15 protein-coding genes and 2 pseudogenes are annotated in these 19,920 nt (G+C 71.6%); 8 read left to right on the forward strand and 9 right to left on the reverse strand.

The features are described from left to right. The first annotated feature begins 514 nt into the window (after positions 1 to 514). Both OHT52_RS04895 and OHT52_RS04900 read left to right on the forward strand, forming a co-directional pair. Positions 515 to 1,321 carry a helix-turn-helix domain-containing protein gene (locus OHT52_RS04895; RefSeq protein WP_328723618.1) on the forward strand — a complete coding sequence of 269 codons (807 nt, stop codon included), beginning with the start codon at positions 515 to 517 and terminating at the stop codon, positions 1,319 to 1,321. Continuing rightward, entirely contained in the window at positions 1,318 to 1,503 is a 186-nt protein-coding gene (locus OHT52_RS04900; protein ID WP_328718896.1) for a DUF397 domain-containing protein, read from the forward strand. The genes OHT52_RS04895 and OHT52_RS04900 overlap by 4 nt, the downstream gene beginning before the upstream one ends. 32 nt (positions 1,504 to 1,535) lie before the next feature. On the opposite strand, the gene OHT52_RS04905 is transcribed toward OHT52_RS04900, so the two are convergent. The 3 genes from OHT52_RS04905 to OHT52_RS04915 all read right to left on the reverse strand — a co-directional run bounded on the left by OHT52_RS04905 (position 1,536) and on the right by OHT52_RS04915 (position 3,598). After that, entirely contained in the window at positions 1,536 to 1,916 is a 381-nt protein-coding gene (locus tag OHT52_RS04905; protein ID WP_328718897.1) for a pyridoxamine 5'-phosphate oxidase family protein, read from the reverse strand. Beyond that, positions 1,817 to 2,728 (reverse strand): recombinase family protein, encoded by a 912-nt coding sequence (locus OHT52_RS04910; protein WP_328718898.1) that lies wholly within the window; start codon positions 2,726 to 2,728, stop codon positions 1,817 to 1,819. The genes OHT52_RS04905 and OHT52_RS04910 overlap by 100 nt, the downstream gene beginning before the upstream one ends. A 291-nt stretch (positions 2,729 to 3,019) precedes the next feature. Then, positions 3,020 to 3,598 (reverse strand): TetR/AcrR family transcriptional regulator, encoded by a 579-nt coding sequence (locus OHT52_RS04915; RefSeq protein WP_328718899.1) that lies wholly within the window; start codon positions 3,596 to 3,598, stop codon positions 3,020 to 3,022. A gap of 88 nt (positions 3,599 to 3,686) precedes the next feature. On the opposite strand from OHT52_RS04915, the gene OHT52_RS04920 reads away from it, so the two are divergent. Continuing rightward, positions 3,687 to 4,568, forward strand: coding sequence for an SDR family oxidoreductase (locus tag OHT52_RS04920; protein WP_328718900.1), 882 nt, complete (start codon positions 3,687 to 3,689; stop codon positions 4,566 to 4,568). Positions 4,569 to 4,606: 38 nt separating this feature from the next. Here OHT52_RS04920 and OHT52_RS04925 read toward each other — a convergent pair. From OHT52_RS04925 to OHT52_RS04935, 3 genes and pseudogenes are all read right to left on the reverse strand, one after another. Next, a pseudogene (locus OHT52_RS04925) lies at positions 4,607 to 5,520 on the reverse strand (Tn3 family transposase); the annotation flags it as partial. Between the two features lie 169 nt (positions 5,521 to 5,689). Further along, a complete protein-coding gene (locus tag OHT52_RS04930) occupies positions 5,690 to 6,958 on the reverse strand; it encodes a cation:proton antiporter (protein ID WP_328718901.1) in 1,269 nt (422 codons plus the stop codon). 112 nt (positions 6,959 to 7,070) lie between these two features. Beyond that, a pseudogene (locus OHT52_RS04935) lies at positions 7,071 to 7,228 on the reverse strand (IS5/IS1182 family transposase); the annotation flags it as partial. Positions 7,229 to 7,480: 252 nt separating this feature from the next. Here OHT52_RS04935 and OHT52_RS04940 point away from each other — a divergent pair. Further along, complete coding sequence (locus tag OHT52_RS04940) at positions 7,481 to 8,107, forward strand: class I SAM-dependent methyltransferase (protein WP_328718902.1); 627 nt, start codon at positions 7,481 to 7,483, stop codon at positions 8,105 to 8,107. 441 nt (positions 8,108 to 8,548) lie between these two features. After that, on the forward strand, positions 8,549 to 10,441 hold the full coding sequence (locus tag OHT52_RS04945; protein ID WP_328718903.1) for an ABC transporter ATP-binding protein: 1,893 nt from the start codon (positions 8,549 to 8,551) through the stop codon (positions 10,439 to 10,441). Between the two features lie 167 nt (positions 10,442 to 10,608). Here the strand turns inward: OHT52_RS04945 and OHT52_RS04950 are convergent, their stop codons facing one another. The 3 genes from OHT52_RS04950 to OHT52_RS04960 all read right to left on the reverse strand — a co-directional run bounded on the left by OHT52_RS04950 (position 10,609) and on the right by OHT52_RS04960 (position 13,189). Then, positions 10,609 to 11,328, reverse strand: a complete 720-nt coding sequence (locus OHT52_RS04950) for a class I SAM-dependent methyltransferase (protein ID WP_328718904.1) — start codon at positions 11,326 to 11,328, stop codon at positions 10,609 to 10,611. A gap of 489 nt (positions 11,329 to 11,817) precedes the next feature. Beyond that, positions 11,818 to 12,729, reverse strand: coding sequence for a hypothetical protein (locus tag OHT52_RS04955; RefSeq protein WP_328718905.1), 912 nt, complete (start codon positions 12,727 to 12,729; stop codon positions 11,818 to 11,820). 10 nt (positions 12,730 to 12,739) lie between these two features. After that, positions 12,740 to 13,189, reverse strand: coding sequence for a hypothetical protein (locus OHT52_RS04960; protein WP_328718906.1), 450 nt, complete (start codon positions 13,187 to 13,189; stop codon positions 12,740 to 12,742). A 129-nt stretch (positions 13,190 to 13,318) separates the two neighbouring features. On the opposite strand from OHT52_RS04960, the gene OHT52_RS04965 reads away from it, so the two are divergent. From OHT52_RS04965 to OHT52_RS04975, 3 genes are all read left to right on the forward strand, one after another. After that, the gene (locus tag OHT52_RS04965; RefSeq protein WP_328718907.1) at positions 13,319 to 17,104 is read left to right on the forward strand and encodes a CHAT domain-containing protein; all 3,786 of its coding nucleotides are present in this window, start codon (positions 13,319 to 13,321) and stop codon (positions 17,102 to 17,104) included. A gap of 395 nt (positions 17,105 to 17,499) precedes the next feature. After that, positions 17,500 to 19,407, forward strand: a complete 1,908-nt coding sequence (locus OHT52_RS04970) for a serine/threonine-protein kinase (protein ID WP_328718908.1) — start codon at positions 17,500 to 17,502, stop codon at positions 19,405 to 19,407. Between the two features lie 296 nt (positions 19,408 to 19,703). Further along, positions 19,704 to 19,844 carry a hypothetical protein gene (locus OHT52_RS04975; protein ID WP_328718909.1) on the forward strand — a complete coding sequence of 47 codons (141 nt, stop codon included), beginning with the start codon at positions 19,704 to 19,706 and terminating at the stop codon, positions 19,842 to 19,844. The last annotated feature ends 76 nt before the right edge of the window (positions 19,845 to 19,920 follow it).

The raw sequence follows: 19,920 nt of genomic DNA on the forward strand, positions 1-19,920 counted from the left end.
CATACTTGCCGATCGCGACGGGTGGGAGGGAGGTAGGGAGGTTTCCTCAAACCCCCCTACCTACCTCCCGGATGAACAACACCGCTCGAATCCCGGACCTCGCATCCCGACCCCCGAATCCCGAAGCTCAAGCGTCGGGCAGCGCGTCTTCAGCGATCCCTCGAACGAGTGAGAGACCTGACACCGAAGCTCGAACCCCGAAGCTCGGACCACGAGACCCAAGACCCAAGCTCCGAGCCCGGAACGCGGCGGGCCGCACTCTCCCCCGCGCCTGCTTCGCACGAACGCCACCACGCATCACCCTCACCACCCGTACGCTGTGAGGTCACACGCGCACACTCGGTGGTGACGCGGCGCGTGGGTGCGGCACGGCGGGGCGGGTACGCGCGAAAGGTGGCCATCGGTGGGCTACGACAGCATGGACGGCGGCGCTGCGGAACCGACGTCGGGAGAATTGAACGCAGGAGGATCGGGAAGCCCGGGCGGAGGATCGGGAGCGGGCGCCGAGCCAGGAGTGTCGGACAGCCTGCGGACGTTCGGCGCGTTCCTCCAGGCCCTGCGCGAGCACGCCGGCCTCTCCCGCGAGGAGTTCGCCGACAAGGTCGGCTTCTCCAAACACACGGTCGCCTCGATCGAACAGGGGCGCCGGATGCCGGACCGCGACTTCGTGGAACGCGCGGAGCCGGTACTCGGAGGGACCGGGGCACTGCGCAAAGCCGCGCCGCACCTGTCGCGGCAGGCGGGGCTGGCCAGTTGGTTCCGGCAATGGGCGCGTGTAGAGATGACGGCGATCAGCCTGTACACATACGAGTGCCGGGTGCTGCCGGGCCTGTTGCAGACGGAGGCGTACGCGCGAGCGGTGTCGATGGACGTGCCGCCGCTTCCCGATGTAAACGAGTTGGAGGAGCGGATCGCGGCACGGATCGCCCGGCAGGAACTGCTGGCGGTGACCCGGAAGCCGCCTACGGCCTTCAGTTTCATCGTGGAACAGGCGGTGTTGGAGCGATGGACCGGCGGGGAGGCCGTGACGCGCGAACAGTTCGACGGTTTGCTGGAGTTGATCGAGCGGAACTGGAACGTGGAGTTTCAGCTGATGCCGCTGCGTCAGCCGTCACACGCGGGACTGGACGGGCCGATGCGACTGGCCGAGACTCCGGACAACCGGTGGTTCGCCTACTCCGAAGGGCAGCAGAACGGAAGACTGATCGCCAGTCCGAAGGAGATCAGCCTGCTACAGCAGCGGTATGCGAAACTGCGGTCACAGGCTCTGCCCCCTGCGGACTCCCTGCGCCTGTTGAAGCGATTGCGAGGAACGCTATGAGCCCGTCCGAACTGACCTGGATCAAGAGCAGTTACAGCGGCTCGCAGGGTGACGACTGCGTCGAAGTGGCTCAGGGGCCGCACGCGATCCACGTCCGGGACTCCAAGGACGCGCTGAGCCCCGAACTCACCCTCTCCCCCGCCGCCTGGCGTGACTTCACCTCGTACGCCGCCCAGAACTGACCCGCACGCCCGCCGCGAGTCGGGACGGTCGGCTACGCCCCCGCAACCCACTCCCCGTCGCGCATGACGACTCGCCCGCGCAGCTCCGGCACGCCCCGCCAGGCGCGTACGGTGCTCGGGACCACGCGTACGTACAGGTAGGCCCCCTCCTCCGTGCGCGGGTCCCACCCGAACTTGTCGGCGAAGGCATCCGCCGCCTCTCCGGGCACCTCCTGCTCGGGAAAGCACTCCGCCTCGCCCTGGAGGAGCACCACGTCGAAGGTGTCCGGCAGCGACAGACGCACGCGCGGCTCCGTACGGAGGTTGCGCGCGGTCACGGAATCCGCGCCGGTGCACATCCAGACGGCTCGCCCGTCCCACAGGAACCACAAAGGCAATTGGTGCGGACCGTGTTCGGGGTGAGCCGTCGACACCCATACGTCCCGCTCGGCGACGAGCCGCGCCAAGGTGTCGCGTACCCGCTCAGCCGTCCGACGCCGATCCGCACCCGTAGTGTCCATGGTGCCGACCTTATGGGCCGTCCCGTTGGTGATCTCCGGTGGGAGAGCCTCGGTTCCCACACGAGCCTTGCGGGGGCACCCCGCTCGCACCGCGCGGGCGCTTCGAGCTGGCGGGGCAGGGTGCTGGCGCGGAGCTCGCACAGGTCCGGGATGTGGTTGTAGAGCGTGCCCGGGGAGACCCCGAGGAGCTTGGCGATTGAGATGATCGAGCGGCCGGGGTCGGGCAGCAGGTCGCGGGCGGCGCGGATGATCTCTTCGGTGGCGACGCTGGGGCGTCCGCCGACTCGGCCACGGGCGCGGGCGGCGGCCAGGCCCTCCTTGGTGCCGATGACGATGAGCTCGCGAATGAACTCGGCGAGCGCAGCGAAGACGTGGAAGACGAGTCGGCCACCGGGGGTGGTGGTGTCCAGGTTCTCGTGCAGCGAGGTGAAGCCGATTCCGCGCACGCGTGGCTCGGCGACCATGTTGATGAGGTCATGGGGGCTGCGGCCGTAGCGATCGAGCGAGGGGACGACGAGCGTGTCGCCCGCGTCGAGGAACGCGTGGCACGCCTTCAGCTCGGGCCGGAGCGCGTCCTTGCCGGATCTCTTGTCCGCGAAGATCTTCCGGCACCGGTTGACACTCGGGCGTAGCCGATTTTGATCTCGGTGCGCACGAGACGCTCGGCGACGAGCACGTCCGCGCCGTCCGCCGGCTCCTGAGTGGCCGTCATGGCCACGGATCACGTCAGAAAACGGCGATACGGAGTTCTTGAACGACCCAGGTTTTTGAAGGGTTTTTTGAAGGCCCCAGGGGTCCGAGTGGACCTCTGGGAGGGATCTTCAGGAAACGAAGGTTTTTTGAAAGGTCAATCCCGTCCTCAGGCAGTGGTCAGCGCGGCGGCGCCATGGCCACCTGAAGATCAGATATCGAGGGGCCGGGGTGCTTCTTCCTGGCTCAAGCCATGTGACGCGACAGAGGGCGCAGCACTCACGGCGCCGACAGGGCCCGGTCGGCGAACAGTCGGGTGGCATTGATCAGCCCAGCGACGCAGTTGCCGCGCGCAGGTCCTCCAGGGCTGCCAGTACATGAGGCGCGAGCCCTTCTGTGTCATCGCGATCGCTTTCGGACCACTGGGCGTAGCCCCGCTTGAACGCGAGGACTCCCAGCTCGCCCGCGAGGTGCGCAGTCGACTCGGGGACACCTCGTGCGATGAGCGCGGCTGTCATGGCGGCCGCGAGACCGACGCTCTTGAGGGCGTCACGCTCCTGAAGTTCGGTGCTGGCTGCCACAGCTGCTTTGAGGCGGGGGCCGAGTTCGCGGTTGGTCGGCCCCATGGCGCTCGATGCGCGCTCGAGACCGGCTGCCACCGCCTGGAGCGGGCTGGCGCTCGCAGGCGCCTCGGTGATGCCGTCGGCGAGCAGCCTGCTGAGCGTCTCCTGGCCGGCGACCAGTAGCTCTCGCTTGTCGGAGAAGTGCCGGAAGAAGGTGCTCTTGGTGACGCCGGCGCGCTCGGCGATCTGCGTCACTGTGGTTGCGTCGTACCCCTGCTCGGTGAACAGGTCGACGGCCGCAACGACGAGTCGCTGGGCCGCCCCTGGTTGCCATCTACTCATGAGACCAGAATAGGTGATGGGACACCTGTCCCGTCACCGTGTAGGGTCAGTGATGGGACAACGGTCCCATCACTTTCAGGGAGAGCTCATGCACGTCTTCATCACCGGCGGTACCGGCACCATCGGCTCCGCCGTCGTCGCCGAACTGCTCAGCAACGGCCACACCGTTCTCGCACTGGCTCGCTCGGACGGCTCCGCGCAGACCCTTGAGAGCGCCGGCGCCAAGGTGCTGCGAGGAGATCTGGCGGACGTCGACGTCCTGCGGTCCGGCGCTGCGCAGTCCGACGGCGTGATCAGTCTGGCGTTCGGACGCGACTACAGCAGTCCGGATGCGATCGCGCAGGCCATCACCGAGGAGAGCGCTGCTCTCGCCGCGCTAGGGCAGGAACTCATCGGAAGCGACCGCCCGATCGTCGCGGTCTCGGGTACGCCCTGGGTGCCGGGTCGCGCCTCCACCGAGGCCGATCCGCTGCCGACCGACGGACCGGTTGGCGGTCGGGGCCGTTCGGTCAATACGCTGCTGGATCTGGCCTCGAGTGGTGTGCGCAGCACGGCTGTCCGCATGCCGCGCACGGTCCACAACGAGGGCAAGGGCGGATTCGCCGGCCTGTTGACCGATCAAGCGCGCCGCACCGGAGTGGCCGGCTACCCGGGCGACGGCACCCAGCGCTGGCCTGCCGTGCACGCGCTCGACGCAGCGGTCCTGTTCCGTCTGGCCCTCGAATCGGCACCGGCCGGGACAGCCTGGCACGCCGTGGCCGACGAGGGCGACGCGGTGCGGGACATCGCTACGGTCGTCGGCCGACGGCTGGGCCTGCCGGTCGAGGCGGTGTCGGAGGAGACCTTCGGCCCATTCGGCCCGATCTTCGCCATGGACCAGCCTGCATCCAGCACCCGCACCCGCAACGCCCTCGGGTGGCAGCCGACGCACCCCAGCCTCCTCAAGGACCTGGAGAACATTCAGCCCTGACGGGTTTCGACAGAACACAGACTGAGCAACACCGGCCGTCAGTCCTCGTCCCCGTCCCCGTCGTCGGCGTCGGGGTCGGGGTCGGGGTCACGGAAGGGGCGCAGTCCCTGACCGGGTCCGCTGGCCTTGATGTTGAACAGGTAGCGGCCCAGGAAGTTGATGTGCCGGTCCTTGAGCGGGGAGAGGCGGGCGACGTCCTCGTCCTTGATGTCGTAGCCCTCGGCGCGGAGCTGGGCGACGGCGGCGTCGAGGTAGCGGGTGCTCCACACGACGACGGCGTTGAGGACCAGGCCGAGGGCGGCGAGCTGGTCCTCCTGGCCCTCGCGGTATGCCTGGCGGATCTGGCCCCGGCCGCCGTGGCAGATCGCGCGGGCCAGGCGGTGGCGGGACTCTGCACGGTCAGCTGCCGGTTCATCAGTCGGCGGTAGGTGTCGTCGACCGGGTCGACCAGCGCGAGCAGGTGCATGGTCTTGTCGATCCGCCCGTACTCGGCGAACGCGGCGCCGAGCGGGGTCGGGTGGCCCTCGCGGCCGAACATCCGCAGCAGGTCATAGGCACGGACCTGGTTCGTGATGAGCGACCCGGCGACCCGGAGCGTGTCCGGCCAGTGCGTGGCGATCCGTTTGAGGTTCACCTTGTTGCAGGCGATGGCCTCCAGCGGCCCGTACCCGGCGGCCGGTGCCTCACCGTCGGGCAGGTCGGCCCGCCAGAACCTCTGGTCCGAGAGATCGCGGAAGCGCGGGGCGAAGCGGAAGCCGAGCATCTTGTACAGGCCGAAGGCCATGTCGGAGTACGAGGCGTTGTCGGTCGCGACCATCTCCGGCTTCACCCCGCCGTCGAGGTTCAGCAGCGTGTCCAGCGTGTAGAGGCTGTCGCGCGGGGTGCCGCGTACGACCATCGCGCCAATCCCCGCGACCTGGTCATTGACTGCATTGAGCCAGGTCAGGCCCCTCTTGTACGCCTCGGCCTGCTCATCAGTCAGAAACTCCACCGGCACGGCCTGGACCGTAGCCACCTGGGAAGACCCGCCCAGCGGGTATCGCCGAAGCCCAGCAGCACCACGGGCCGGTGTGCTGGCCGAGCAAGATCAATCTCACCGGCACTTTCTGTACCTCAACTACTCACACCCGGTTTCCCTCGCCGCCTTTCCGGTCCAGGTGGGCGGTGATCGGAGTGGCCGCAGCGCCGTGGAGTACGACGGAGACGAGCACGGTGAAGACCACGACCGCCCACAACTCGTCCTCCCAGGCGCCGAAATCCCCCCGACCGCAGGCGTAGGCGAGATAGAAGAACGAGCCGATGCCGCGGATGCCGAGGAACGAGGTGACCAGCCGTTCCTTCCGCGAACCCGGGCCCCGCAGCAGGGCCGCCCAGGAGGTCAGCGGCCGTATCAGCAAGTGCAGCAGCAAACCCGTCGCCGCACCCTGCCAGGTGAGATGGGCGAGGGCGCCCGTCGCGATGAAAGCGCCCGTCGCGAAGAGGAGTACCGCCATCAGCAGCCGCTCCATCTGCTCCATGAACTCGTGCAGCACCCGATGGTACTCATGGCCCCGTTCCCGGCTGCGCAGGGTGCAGGCCGCCGCGAAAACGGCCAGGAACCCGTATCCGTGCAGTGATTCGGCGATGCCGTAGGAGGTGAGTGTCACCGCCAGCGCGACGAAGCCCTCGCCGTGCTCCGCGAGCCTCAGCGGTCTGGCAGCGGCGTGGAAGAGGACACGGCCCAACAGCAGGCCCGTTCCCACTCCCACGGCCACCCCGACCGCGAGCCGGAGAAGTACGTCGCTCCACGCCCAGTGCACGATCCAGCCGGTCGACAGGCCGCCGCCCGCCGCGGCGAGCGCGAGGGCGCCCAGGACGAACGGGAAGGCCAGCCCGTCGTTGAGGCCGGCCTCACTCGTCAGCGCGAAGCGCACCTCGTCCTCGTCGTACTCGTGGTCCGACGGCTCACCCACCCGCACCTCGGAGGCGAGCACCGGGTCCGTGGGCGCCAGCGCCGCCGCGAGCAGGAGCGCGACGTACGGCGGCCAGCCCAGCAGCCACCAGGCCACCAACGCGGTGGCAGCGATGGCGAGTGGCATCGCCACGCCGAGGAGACGCCAGGTGGTGCGCCAGGAGCTCCGTCCGAACGGACGGTTTATGGCGAGGCCGGCACCCATCAGGGAGGCGATGACGCAGAGTTCGGTGAGGTGCTCCGCCCACTCCCGATGTTCCGTCGGGTCCACCCGCGGCAGGGGGAGGGACAGCGGCAGCGCGTACACAAGGAGCCCGGACGCGAGGAACACCATGGGCGGGGAGACCGGCCGCCGCGACAGCAGACGGGGGAGCACCGCCGCGAGGAGCGCCCCCAAGCCCAGGCACCCGTACACCGCACCAGTGGTAGTAATGGCCACGTTCCGGCCGCTCCGTCCTGTAGATCGGGCTGGTCAACGCCGTCTACCCCGGCATGGAGCAGCCATCACGGCCCGGGTGCGGGCGGCCGGGCGTCGCAGGGCGGAACAGGCCGCCGCGATCGGTCGGATTCGGTGCGTCAGAAGCCCTCCGTGTGGCGCCGCCCGAACGTTGACGGAGTCGATCGCCGTCCGCGACCAGTCCAGCTCGCCACGGCCACCGAGTTCGTCCAGAACCACACGGTGGAGCCGGGCCCGGACCCGGTCCGTGCTCCGGACCACCCCGCTTTCACGGACGTCCCGGAAGAACGCTGCCGCTCGCGAACCTCTCCGGGCTCATGGCCACCGAGCTCAAGGACTGTCCCGCGACGTTCTCCGACACCCGTTCCGTCAGTAGTCCTCGGTCGGCAGGCGCCCCGCGCATCCGGGGGCACACGACCTGCTCCCAGGAGCCGACCTGCGAAAATGCCAGTTGGACACCCGCCTCACCGCTGCGGGACGAGCCGACCGGAAGGCGCACCGAACATGACTGGGCAGGACGACCGCTGGGCGGAACTGACCGGCGGACAAGCCGGCGAGGAGTACGCCCGGCGCTTCGCGCGGCTCGCCGAGAGCGGCCACGACGTCCACGGCGAGGCCACCTTCTGCGCCGCGCTGTTGACGCCGGGCGCCCGCGTCCTCGACGCGGGGTGCGGCACCGGACGGATCGCGATCCGGCTGGCCGAGCTGGGCCATCACTGCACCGGCGTGGACGTCGACTCCTCGATGCTCGCCGTCGCCCGGCGCGAGGCCCCCACGCAGAAGTGGCTCCTCGGCGACCTGGCCCGTCTGGACGCCCTCGGCCTGGAGCCGGGCTTCGACCTGGCGCTGGCCGCCGGAAACGTCATCCCCCTGCTGGCCCCCGGCACCGAGCCGGCCGTCGTCCGGCAGCTGGCTGCCGCGCTGCGCCCCGGCGGCCTGCTGGTCACCGGCATGGGCCTGGACCCGGCACATCTCCCCCTGTCGGAGGCGCCGTTGACCCTTTCGGAGTTCGACGACTGGTGCGCCCGAGCGGGCCTGGTCCTGCGGCAGCGCTACGCCACCTGGAGCGGCGACCCCTACGAGCCGGGCTGCGGCTACGCGGTCAGCGTCCACTCCCTCCCCGCCGCGTGAGCCGCTCCCGGAGCCGCGCCGCGCGGTTCCCCTGACCACTCCATCGGTGCAGGCGCCGGCATGCACCGGCGCCTGCGACGTCCGGCCCCGGGACAACATCCGGAGATCAGAAGAACTGTTCGTACTCCACACCCCGCAACGCGCCGTCGAAACGCCGTGGCGCCCGTACGCACGCCGTGGCCCGTACGCACGCCGTGGCGCCCGTACGCACGCCCCCACTCTGCCGATGCCCCCTCCCGCCGTGCCCGGCGGGACCCTCGGCGATTCGGCCAACCCTCACGCTCCGCACACCTGTTGCGAGCACCGGGTCGATGCATCGCGCACACTCCGCCGCCCGCTCCATCCCGGGCTTCCGGGGCCGACCGAAACACGTGTGTTCGATATCCCCGCCAGGTCGTTGATCCCCTCGACCGTGCCGGACGACCGTCAAGGGGAACCACGTTGACCTCGACCACCGCCAACGAGCAGCAGGCCACCTCTCCCCCTCCCCCGCCGCCACCTGCGGAGATCACGTACAGCGGGCAGTACTCCGTCAATCCCCTCGCCGAGGTCTCCTTCCGGCGGATGTGCGCGCAGATCCCGTCCGTCCTGGGCCGGATCGCCCGGCTGTCCTGGCGGACCGACCGCTTGGCCGTACAACTGCTGGTCGGCTGCCAGGTGATCACGGGCGTCTCGGCGGCCGTGCTGCTGACGGCCACCGCCCGCGCCATGCGGCCCGTCCTGGGCGAGGGCTCGGCGGGCGACAGGCTGCACGGAGCCGTCCCCGCCCTGGTGGTGGTCGCGCTCGCGGCCGCGCTGGGCCGGGGTGCGGCGGCCGTGGCCACGTACGCGGCACGGAGGATCACCCCGCGGCTGACCACGGAGACGGACACCGCGCTGGTCGAGGCGGTGTGCCGGGTCGAAGCGTCCGCGTACGCGGAGGAGGGGTTCTCGGACCGGTACGAGGCGGCCGAGATGGGGGTGATGCGTACCCAGGTGATGGTCACCGACGCCCAGCGGTTCCTGTCCGCGCTGATCCGCATGGTCACGGCGGGCAGCGTGTTGTCGGCGCTGAATCCGGTGATGCTTCCGCTGCTCCTGCTCGCCGTGCTTCCGGCCGGTGTGGGGGCGGTCCTCACCGCCCGGGTCGACTACGAGATCCACTACGCCAACATCGCCGACCGCAACGTCCGCGGCATGATGCGCTGGTGGGCCACCACCTCGAAGTACGGGGACGAGGTCCGCGCCAACTCGATGGCCGACTACCTCGTCCACTGGTTCCGGGCCCTGTCCGACCGCTGCGACCGCCGCACCCTGGCCGCCGCCCCGCAGACCCTGCGCATCGCCCTGGCCTCCGCCGCAGTCGGCGGCACCTTCCTCCTCGCGGCCTGGAGCGTCCTCGCGTGGCTGGCGGTCACGGGGCGGATCGAACTCGCGGTCGCCGCCACGGCCGTCATCGCTGTACAGACCGCGCTCGCCGCGCTCTCCCAGGTCGTTTCCAACGGCGCGGCCGTCTTCCACACCAGCCTCTACCTGGGCGACATGCAGACCTTCCTCGACGACGCGGCGGCCCGTACGCCCGAGCGCGGCTCCGGCAGGCACGGCGGGGCGACCGAGCGCATCGAACTGGAAGAAGTCGTCTACCAGTACCCCGGCAAGGACAGGCCCGCCGTCGACGGTGTCTCCCTCACCCTGGAACGCGGCCAGATCCTCGCGATCGTCGGAACGAACGGCTCCGGAAAGTCCACGCTCACCCGCCTCCTCACCGGCATCTACCTGCCGGACAAGGGCCGGGTCACCTGGAACGGCGCCGACCTGGCCCAGGTGGACCCGGCAACGGTGTGGGCGCAGACCGGTCTGGTGCCGCAGATCTTCGCCCAGTGGCCGATGCCCGTCCGCGAGAACGTCACCCTCGGCCAGCCCCGCACCCCCGACGACGCCCCCGTCTGGTCCGCCATCGACGCGGCCGGCCTGCGTGAGGCGGTCGACGGCCTCCCCGCCGGACTGGACACCCTGCTCTCCCGCGAGGTCTTCGGCGGCTCCGAACTCTCCGGCGGCCAGTGGCAGCGCGTGGCCTGCGCCAGGGCCCTGTACCGCCAACCCGGACTGCTGATCCTGGACGAGCCCACCTCCCAGATGGACCCGCGCGGCGAGCACCAGATCTTCGAGCGGATCAAGGCCATCGCAGCCGACCGCATCACCATCGTGGTCACCCACCGCCTGGAGAACACGAAGATCGCCGACCACATCATCGTCATGGAGGAGGGCCGCATCACCGAACAGGGCCGCTACGAAGACCTCGTCCACGCCGGCGGCACCTTCGCCGAACTCCTCGCACTCTCCCAGGACCGGTGACGTGACCACGGACCCCGACGCCGGCCGGCCGAACGAGAGCGCCGGCACGCTCGGTCGAACGGTTCTCGTCGGTGGGGGTGCGGTCGCGACCGCACCCCCCGCGCCGCCCCCACCCGCCCGTCAACTCGGTCTCGGCACGTCCGAGGGTCCGCCGCACGGATTCCGGATCAGGGGCGGCCGGCGACGAACCAGCGGGCGGGGAGTTCCACCGTGGAGCCGTCGGAGCGGGTCTCGCTCATGGCGAGGGCGGTGGTGCCTGCGCCCAGGACAGTGAGCCCCGCCGCCCGCAGCAGGGCGGCGACTTCACCCTCGGCGACTTCGCCGGGGCGCAGGTCGTGTTCCTTGACACGGCGCAGTTTGAGCGAAGGGCCACCGGGCCGAGCGGCGACGGCGGCGATCACCTCCTTGGCCTGGCCGGTCGGCTCCAGGACCAGGGCCCTGCCCCGCGCGCCGACCAACTGGGCGACGGAGGCGGCCACCGCGGGGCGGTCCTCGGGGTCGCTCTGGTGCAGGACGGCCCGCATGTAGACGTTGGCGTCGCCGAGGCGCTCGTGCAGCGCGGCGGTCTCCTTCGGGTCGGCGAGGTTGAGCTGCTCGTACGTCGCGGCTCCGCCCGCATCGGTCCGGCGCGCGTGGGCGACGGCAGCGGCGGAGAGGTCGACGCCGACCGCGGGGGTGAAGCGGGTGGCGAGGAAGCGGGTCTGGGTGCCGTTGCCGCATCCGAGGTCGGCGACCGGCAGGGAGGGATCGGCGTACGGGGTGAGGTGTTCGAGGTCGCGCCGGGCCGTCAGGGCGGGATCCGCGTCCCAGAAGGGCTCTCCCTGTTCGCCGGAACTCTCCTCCCAGAAGCCTTCCCAGGCGGTGCGGTAGCGGTCGGACACGGTCATGGGGTCTCCTCGCGGTGGTGTGCGGGCGGATCGGTGTGCCGGGGTCCGGGGTCCGGGGTCCGGGGTCCTCGATGGTTACCCAACCTGCCGTCCCCCACCCTGCGCACACAGGGAGGGGTGGCCACCACCCGCCATGCCGTTCCCCAGGGACGCAGGGACGCAGGCACGCAGGCACGCACGCACGCACGCACACAGGCCCGCTGGTCTTCATGCGGTACGGAGTCCGTTTCACCGAGCCCGGGGTCGGCACGTACCTCCAGCGCTGGGTACCGGCTCTCCCGGCGGCCGGACGAGCGGTTCATCGACCCGGAGGACGGGGCCACCGAGCGGCTCACGCACCTCGGACGCCGGTGAACCGCTTCTCCCGACGGGTACCGGGGCTGCCGATGACCGCCGGCGTCGAGCCGGTCCCGTCCACCGGCCGCCACTGCCGGGAGAGCCGCCGGGGCCGATACGCCGAAGGTTCCGCCCTTGCTCGGACGGCCCCGGTCACCCACCCTTGCGGAACAGCTCCGACATCCGCTCCCCCACCTCGTCGGACAGCGCCACCGAGCCCGTCCCGGTCAGGCCGACGCGTTCGGCCAGCTCCCGGCCGTGAACGTCGACGGCGGCCTCGATGAGCTCGGCGAACAGGTCCAGGGCGTCGTGAGCCCGGGAGCGGGCGACGGCCGCGCAGCAGACGGCCACCAGGGCGGCCGGCCACCACCAACAGGCGAGCAGGGCGTAGCCCACGGCCCAGGCGCCGATGCGGGCGGCGGCCGCGAAGGAGTCGCGGGCGGAGTGGATCTGGCGTAGAGCCTGCTCGGGAAGGATCAGCCACAGCCGTGGCCAGACCGCGGCGAGATCCACGCCGTAGGCGGTGTGGACGCGTTCCCTGGCAGCCCCGACACGGTCGCCGTACCAGGTGGGGCGGGCGGGCGCGTGGAGCGCGACCCGGTCGCGGGCCTCGGCGAGGTTCTCGATGCGCGCCAGCACCTCCGGCGGAGCCCACGGCCGGCCCTCGGTCACCGAGATGTCGCCGTGCGCCTCCTCGTACCGCGTGTCCAGCTCGCGCCATGTGCGGGCACGGCGGGCGGTCAGGGCACGGGACAGCGGGTCACGCCCGAACCGGAGCCAGTACCGCTCGATCGCGCCGGCGAGGAACTGCGCGGCAAGTGACGCCGCGCTCGCGGCCAGCAGGAGGAGGGCGACCAGAAGCGCGGCGGTACCGGCGCGGTCGAGGGCGGGGCGGGTCGCGAGATCGTCCAGTGAGGTGCGCAGCCGCTCGATGTCGTGCCAGCGGCGGTGGCCCAGGGTGGTGCCGACGGCTGCGGTGGCGAGGAAGAGAGCACCGGGGAGAACCAGCATGTTGAGCCAGCGCTCGGCGAGTTTGCCACCCAGTGTGGCGAGGAGAGGGTTCATGCCGACGGGGTCACTGGCCGGGACCCAGGCGGCGCCTGCTCATGCGGGTGCCGTTGACGGCGCAGGCCGGAGCCGGGAGGAGGTCTCGCGCCCGTTCGACCCGGGAACAGTGGGCCGGCCCGGGGCACACGGCGACCTTGACGTCACGAGCGATGCCCGAGATCCTCGCGCTCCGGCCCCCGGCGACCAGGCCCCTGGCGTCTCCCGCCCGGCGCAGGGCCGTGTTCAGGGCGGCGTAACAAGCGGCGAGTTCGTCGGCGCCGGAGCCCGCACGGCCGTCCGGTCCCGAGCCTGCCTCCGTGCCCACACCGGCGTCCGCTCCCGATCGCAGCAGGTCCCGTGCCCGCTCGGCCGGTTCCCGGACGCCCGGCTGCGCCAGGTCACCGGGCGAGCCGAGCAGTACGCACAGCGCCGCTGCGGCCCACCGGCCGGCTTCAGGGAGGTCGGCAGATCCGGTCATGGGACAAGTGTGCATGATGGGTGCGGAGTTGGGGCCGCGTTGCCGACTGCCCGGACAGCGGTGGCGATACGAACGAATCGAACGACGAAGACGGGCGACTTCCCGCGGCGAGCGCCGGAGGAGCGACAGGTGAGATACGACCGGGACTGGTTCCTCCAGGCCGTTCGCACGCGCGTGGAGCTGGCCGCGGACGGGCGGACGGACACGGATGCGGTGTTCGGCCCCGCCGCGGATGCCGAGTTGCGGGGTCTGCTGCGGACCTGCGACACGAGGACCGACATGGAGGCCCGGCACGCGGCCGGTTGGCTCTGTGCCGCCCGGGCGTTCACCGAACCCGGGGACCTCGGCGTCGTACACGGGTGCATGGCCGGCACCCTCCTCTTCCCGGTGTGGGTACGCGATCCAGGCTTGGTGCCGCCCGAGTTGGCGGCCAACTACGCCTCCACCGATCCGGCCGTCCATCCCGACCCGGAGAACGCCGACGGCCCCGACGAGTGGACGGCCTCGGCCATGGCGTACGGGATCGCGGCAGAGGGACGGCACCACCGTCCCCCGCCGGAAGCCTCCGAAGGAGTCCGCGATCTGCACGAGTTGGCCGCCCTGCTGACGGCGGCTCTCCCCTCGCCCGAGATCCGGGCTGCCACCGCCATCGGTCTCGGCAGCCTCGCCGTCCTCGCGACACCGGAGTACGACCCCGCGTTCCCGGGCCGGCTCGGAGCGGCGGCCGACGCGGTCAGCGTCGCGGGGGCGACCTGGCCGTTCGGAGATCTGGCGGACGGTGATCCGGTCCGGTTCCTCCACAGTGCCCTCGGAAGAATCCCCGCCGACTCCCCCGAACGGCTCCTCACCCTCGACGGCTTGGGCCGCCGGCTCCTGGACCGCTACACGGACTCTTACGATCCTGAGGACCTGCACGAGTCGGTGGGCATCGCGCGGGACGTGCTGGCCCAACTTCCGCCCGGCAGCTCGCGTCTGTCCAGCTGTCTCGGCGCCCTGGCGAAGGGGCTGATCCTGATGCTCCGTGTGGAGGGCGCGACGCCCGAGGAGTGCGATGAGGCGGTGGCGTTGTGCCGCCGGGCGGTCGGCGCCCGTCCGGGGCAACCCGCCGAAGCGGACTACGATCTGGGCACGGCACTCATTCTCCGGGCACAGCACGTCGGTCGTGCGGAGGATCTGGACGAGGCGATCACCTTGTTCGCCGGGGCACTGCGGGCGACGGAGAGTCCCGAGTTGACCGGAGCCCTGCGCGACTCGTTGAGCAACGCCCTGCGCGCCCGGTCCGTCGCGACCGGCTCCCACGCGGATCTGGACGCGGCGCTCGGCCTCATCGACCGCTCCCCGTCCTCGGCGGAGGGACCGGAGGGTCCACGAGTACCGCTCCTCTCACCCGCGATGGCCCTCTACAACCGCTACCTGCGTGACCCGAGGACGAACAGCGCCGATCTGGACGAGGCATCGCGCCGGTTGCGGCTGGCCGAGGCCCTCATGCCGACGGGTCACCCGGACCGCCCCACGGCGCTCGACGATCTCGGTCTGGTGCTGATCGCCCGTCATCAACGCTCGGGAGACCCGGCCGAGTTGAACGAGGCCGTGACAGCGCACCGCGAGTCGGTGGCACTCACCCACGAAGGTAACGGGTCGCTGGGGCCGCGGCTGCTCAACCTCAGTGGCGCATTGAGCCTGCGACACCAATTGACCGAGGACGGCGCCGACCTTTTGGAGGTCCAGGAGTGCCGGCGCCGTGCCGCCGCACTCCCCGGCACGAACGTCGCACACCGGGCGAGCATGTTGAGCTCGCTCGGACTCGGTCTCGTGTCGGGCTTCGAACGGCTCCCCGGGCCGGCCGACAGGCTCGACGAGGCGCTACGGCTCCTGAGACAAGGGCTCGCTCTCACACCGGAGGGCGACCCGATGCTGCCCCGGCGCCGCCTCAACCTCGCCGTGGCCCTGCTGCACCGCATCTCGCACGGCGGGCGGCGGGACGAAGCGGCCGAGGCGCGCGAGGCGCGCGAGGCGCGCGAGTTGGCGGACGCCGTGGTCGCCGCATTCTCCCCGGGCTCCCCCCACCTGGCAGGCGCCCTCACGGTGGCCGCGAACGCCCGGCTTCTGAACCCGCTCACCCTTGTGTCGCCGAGGGCCAGGACGGAGGTGGTCGCGCTCTTGCGCCGGGCCCTCGACGCGACTGCCCCCGGCCACCCCACGCGTACCCGGCGCCTGACGAATCTGGGCAACGCCCTGCGTCTCACGGGCCCCCGGCGGCGCCCCCGACCCGGTGCACTGGCCGAAGCCGCCGAGTACTTCCGGGAGGCGGCTCTGGAGCAGCAGTGCCCACCTGCCCCACGCCTGGGCGCCGCGCAAGCCTGGGGCGAGGTACGCGCGGAGCTGGGTGACTGGGCCGGCGCTCTGGAGGGCTACGTCGTGGCGGTCGACCTGCTGCACTCCGTCGCACCCCGCCATCTCGTCCGCGACGACCAGGAGTTCCTGCTGAGTCGAACCGTAGGACTGGGCTCCGCTGCCGCCGCCTGCGCGGTGCGCTGTGGTCGGCCCGGACTCGCGGTCGGGTTGCTCGAGCAGGCGAGGGGCGTCATGCTCTCCCACACCTTCGACGCCGACAGCGATCTGACCCTGCTCCGGAAGTCCGCCCCGGACCTCGCCGACCGCTTCGAGGAACTGCGGGCGGCCCTCGACAGGGCGACCGGCGGCGACGGGTTCCTGCCGGAGGAACCGTCCGGTCCCGCCGACGCCCCGGCCGACGAGCGGCAGCATGTGGCTACCGCGTGGCAGGATCTCACCACCACGATCCGCGCCGAGCACCCCGAGCTGGGGCTGCTACGGCCGGTGCGGGACCGGGACGAGGGCGAGCTGCGCACCACGGCCGCCGCGGGCCCGGTGGTCCTGGTCAACGTCTCCCCGTACGGCAGTGACGCCCTGGTCGTCACCGAGCACACCATCGAGGCCGTGCCGCTCCCCGGCCTCGACCCGCGTACGACGGCCGAACGCCGGCGCACCTTCGAGAACGCGCTGGTCCGGATCGACCGACCCGGGACCTCGCGGAAGCAGTCGCGGCGCGCGCAGCAGGACGTCCGCGACACTCTCGCCTGGCTGTGGCGGGCGGTCACCGGCCCGGTCCTCGACCGGCTCCCCGATGCCACCCGGGTGTGGTGGTCGCCGGGGGGTCTCCTCGGCACTCTGCCGCTGCACGCGGCGGCGCCCCCGGACGCCGCTCCCGGGGCGCTGGACCGGGTGGTCTCCTCGTACACGCCGACCTTGCGGGCCCTGCACCACGCCCGTCTGCGCACCACCCGCCCGGCGGGCACCGGGACCCTCGTCGTCAGCGTCGCGCGGGCCCCCGGGCAGGCCCCGCTCCCCGGCGCCCTCCGCGAGGCCGAACACCTGACCCGCCTGATCCCCAGGGCCACCCTGCTTCGCGACGACTCCGCCACCCACTCCGCGGTCGTCTCGGCGCTGCACGACCACGCCTACGCGCACTTCGCCTGCCACGCCTCGGGCGACCTGGAACACGCCTCCGACAGCCGGCTCGTCCTGCACGACCACGACGAACGCCCACTGACCGTCCGGGACCTGGCCCGACTGCGGCTGCCGGCGGTCCGGCTCGCCTACCTGTCGGCGTGCGACACCCTGCGGTCCAGCCCCGAACTCGCCGACGAGGCCGTCCACATCGTCAGCGCTTTCCAGATCGCCGGCTTCCCCCACGTCGTCGGCTCGTTGTGGCACGTCGACGACGCAATCGGCGCGGACGTCGCGCTCAGCGTGTACTCCACCCTGAACAGGGGCGACGGCATCCTCGACGTCGCCCGCACGGCCGAGGCCCTGCACCACGCCGTACGCGCCCTGCGCGACACCTATCCCCGGACGCCCAGCCTGTGGGCGTGCCAGGTGCACGCGGGACCCTGACGAGGGGACCGCCGCCGTCCAGGCCGGGGTGGGCGCAGCCTGCGGGAGGGGGCCTCCCCAGGCAAGGCGTGCCGACACGGACGGGGACTTCGGTTCGCCCTCGGCGGCGGGCTCCAGAGCGACACACGACCAGTGCCATGTCGTCTCCCCTCCGCGCCGTGCCGTGCCGCGCCGTGCCGTGCGTGCCGTGCCGTGCCGTGGCGTGGCGCCTGACGGTGCGTCGGCTCGTCGTCAGTAGGCGTGCCGGGCGATGGACTTGACGGATTCGGCCGATGCCGGTTGCAGCGCGGACACCGGAGGCACAGGGTGGCCACGGGTGCACCCTCGTCCAAAACGTGCGTGCTGGCGAGGAGTTCGGCGCAGAACACGGACGCGGCGTGCGAGGATTCCTGGCCATGCGACCACTGACTGACGAGGACCCGCCGCACCTGGGCCCCTACTGGCTGCTGGGCAGGCTCGGCGCGGGAGGGATGGGCAGGGTCTACCTGGCGAGACACCGCGACGAAACCGGTGCACGCCTGGTCGCGGTCAAGACGATCAGAGCGGAGATCGCCGAACACCCCACTTTCCGCGCCAGGTTCGCCCGTGAGGTGCGCGCGGCCCGGCGCGTCGGAGACGTATGGACGGCGACGGTCCTCGACGCGAACACGGACGGGACGCCACCGTGGATCGCCACCGCCTACATACCCGGACCCACCCTGCAGTCCGTCGTGGACAGCGGCTTCGGACCGCTGCCCTCGGCGTCCGCCCACGTACTCGCTCACCGGATGGCGCTGGCCCTCGACGCCATCCACCGTGCGGGAATCGTCCACCGCGATCTCAAGCCGTCCAACGTGCTGCTCACCGCAGCGGGTCCCAGAGTCATCGACTTCGGGATTGCCCGTGCCCTGGAGGGCACCGACGCGGACACGCTCTCCTCGACCGGGACCGGTCCCGGTTCCCCTCGGTACATGGCACCCGAACAGGTGCGCGGCCAGGACGTCACCAGGGCAGGCGACGTGTTCTCCCTGGGCTCCGTCCTCGCCTTCGCGGCAACCGGACGGACACCGTTCGGCGACGGGGAGTCCGGGATCCACGCCCTGCTCTTCCGCATCGCGTACGAGGAGCCGGACCTGACCGGCATCCCGGAATCGGTGGCCGACCTGGTAAGGGACTGCCTGGCCAAGGATCCGGCGGAACGGCCGACCACGGAGGAGATCGCCGAGCGGACACGGACCGCCCCCGAGGGCGCGTGGCTGCCGCCGTCCCTGCTGGCCCGGGTGCACCGGTTCGCCGCGGAGCCGGTCCCCTCCGAGGCCGTACGCGAGAAGGGCGGCGCGGAGAAGAGGGCGGGGCACGGCCTGGCGGTACTCACCGTTCATACGTCCGAGCCGTCCGAGCCGTCCGCGAACTGGGACATCGACCCGGGACCGGCCACACCGCGCCCCTTCACCCCGCCCGCCCTCTCGCCGCGCGCCGATGACACGGCGCGGACGGACACCCCCGAGGCACCCGCGCCGAAACACCCGCGCGGACGAATCGTGGCCGCCGCCCTGACCGTCGGCGTTCTGGCAGCGGCAGCCGGCGCGTACGGCCTGTGGAACGGTCCGGCATCTCCCCAGAAGCGCACCGTCGACGCGACCGGGCCGGGCACCGACTTCTCAGGAGCGTGGACGACGGGGCACGGCGAGGACAGTCCCCTGCTCGTGGTGCGACTCGACATACCCCGGCGTATCACCTCCGCGAGCAGGATCGATGTGGTGGCGGCCACGGGTGACGTCATCTGCCGGGGTACCGCCTTCGCCACGTCCAGAAGCGAAAGGCAACTGGTGGTCTCCGAGTTCTCGATGCAGGCGGTCGGCTCTGGCCCGGCGCACGCCTGTGGAGTGCCCAGCAGCATGCGTCTGGAAGGCGGGACCGACGACTCCATGAGCTGGGTGGAGACCAAGAGCAGTTACACCGATGTGCAACGCGTCGATCCGGGAGCCGTGCACGTGCCCGCCGCGATGCGCGGAGTCTGGGAGGACGGCGAGGGCCTGCGGATCACCCTCGGCGAGGGAAGACTCGGGGAGGTCACGGTGACTGGTGAACTGACGTCGGCCAACGCTACTTGCCGCTGGGAGGCCGCCCTTCTCGCCTACCAGGAAGGGACGTTGGAAACCACCGGCGCACAACCGTCAGCCAGCGCCCCGAAGTGCCCTGCTCCGCGGGGCACGTACGATTACGAGCTGCGCGAAGGCAACCCGGGCGTCCTGCTGCGGTCCTCCACGTCCGAGGCGGGCGCCACCACGCTCCACCGCGCGAGCAGCGACACCGGCCCGTAGCGGATCGGCGCCGGCCCGCCATCGGCGGGGACCCGGCCCCGGTCCGCCGGGCGGCCACCCGGCCTCCGACTCGTACCGCGAAGGGCATGCTCCAGTCCGCCTTCGTCGTACCCGAGAAGAGGCGAACGTGCGGCTGGTCTCCCAGTGCTGCGGGCGACCGGCTGGACCGGCCGGGAGCCGGCGAAGCTGACTCTCCACGAGGGCATCGGACTGGCGCTGCTGGGCGGCCTGCCGGGCGCGGCGGCCGGTCCGGCCGGGGTGCTGACGCTCGGCCGGGGCGTGCCGCACGGGCATCTGTGCACGGGCAACTGTGCACGGTCGCCGGGGCCGCGCTGCCGGCCACGCTCGCGGCGACCGCCCTGGTGGTGGTGGCTCTGGCCGTACCGATCCGGAGGCTGTCCCGGATCGGTACGGCCCACTTGGTCGCGGCGGACTGACGGGACGTCTTCCGGCGGGCGGGGAACCCCGGCCGTGTTCACGGCCCCGGGTCCCCCGCCGCCGAGGGCGTCCGCG

It is taken from the genome of Streptomyces sp. NBC_00247 (assembly GCF_036188265.1).
GTDB lineage: Bacteria > Actinomycetota > Actinomycetes > Streptomycetales > Streptomycetaceae > Streptomyces.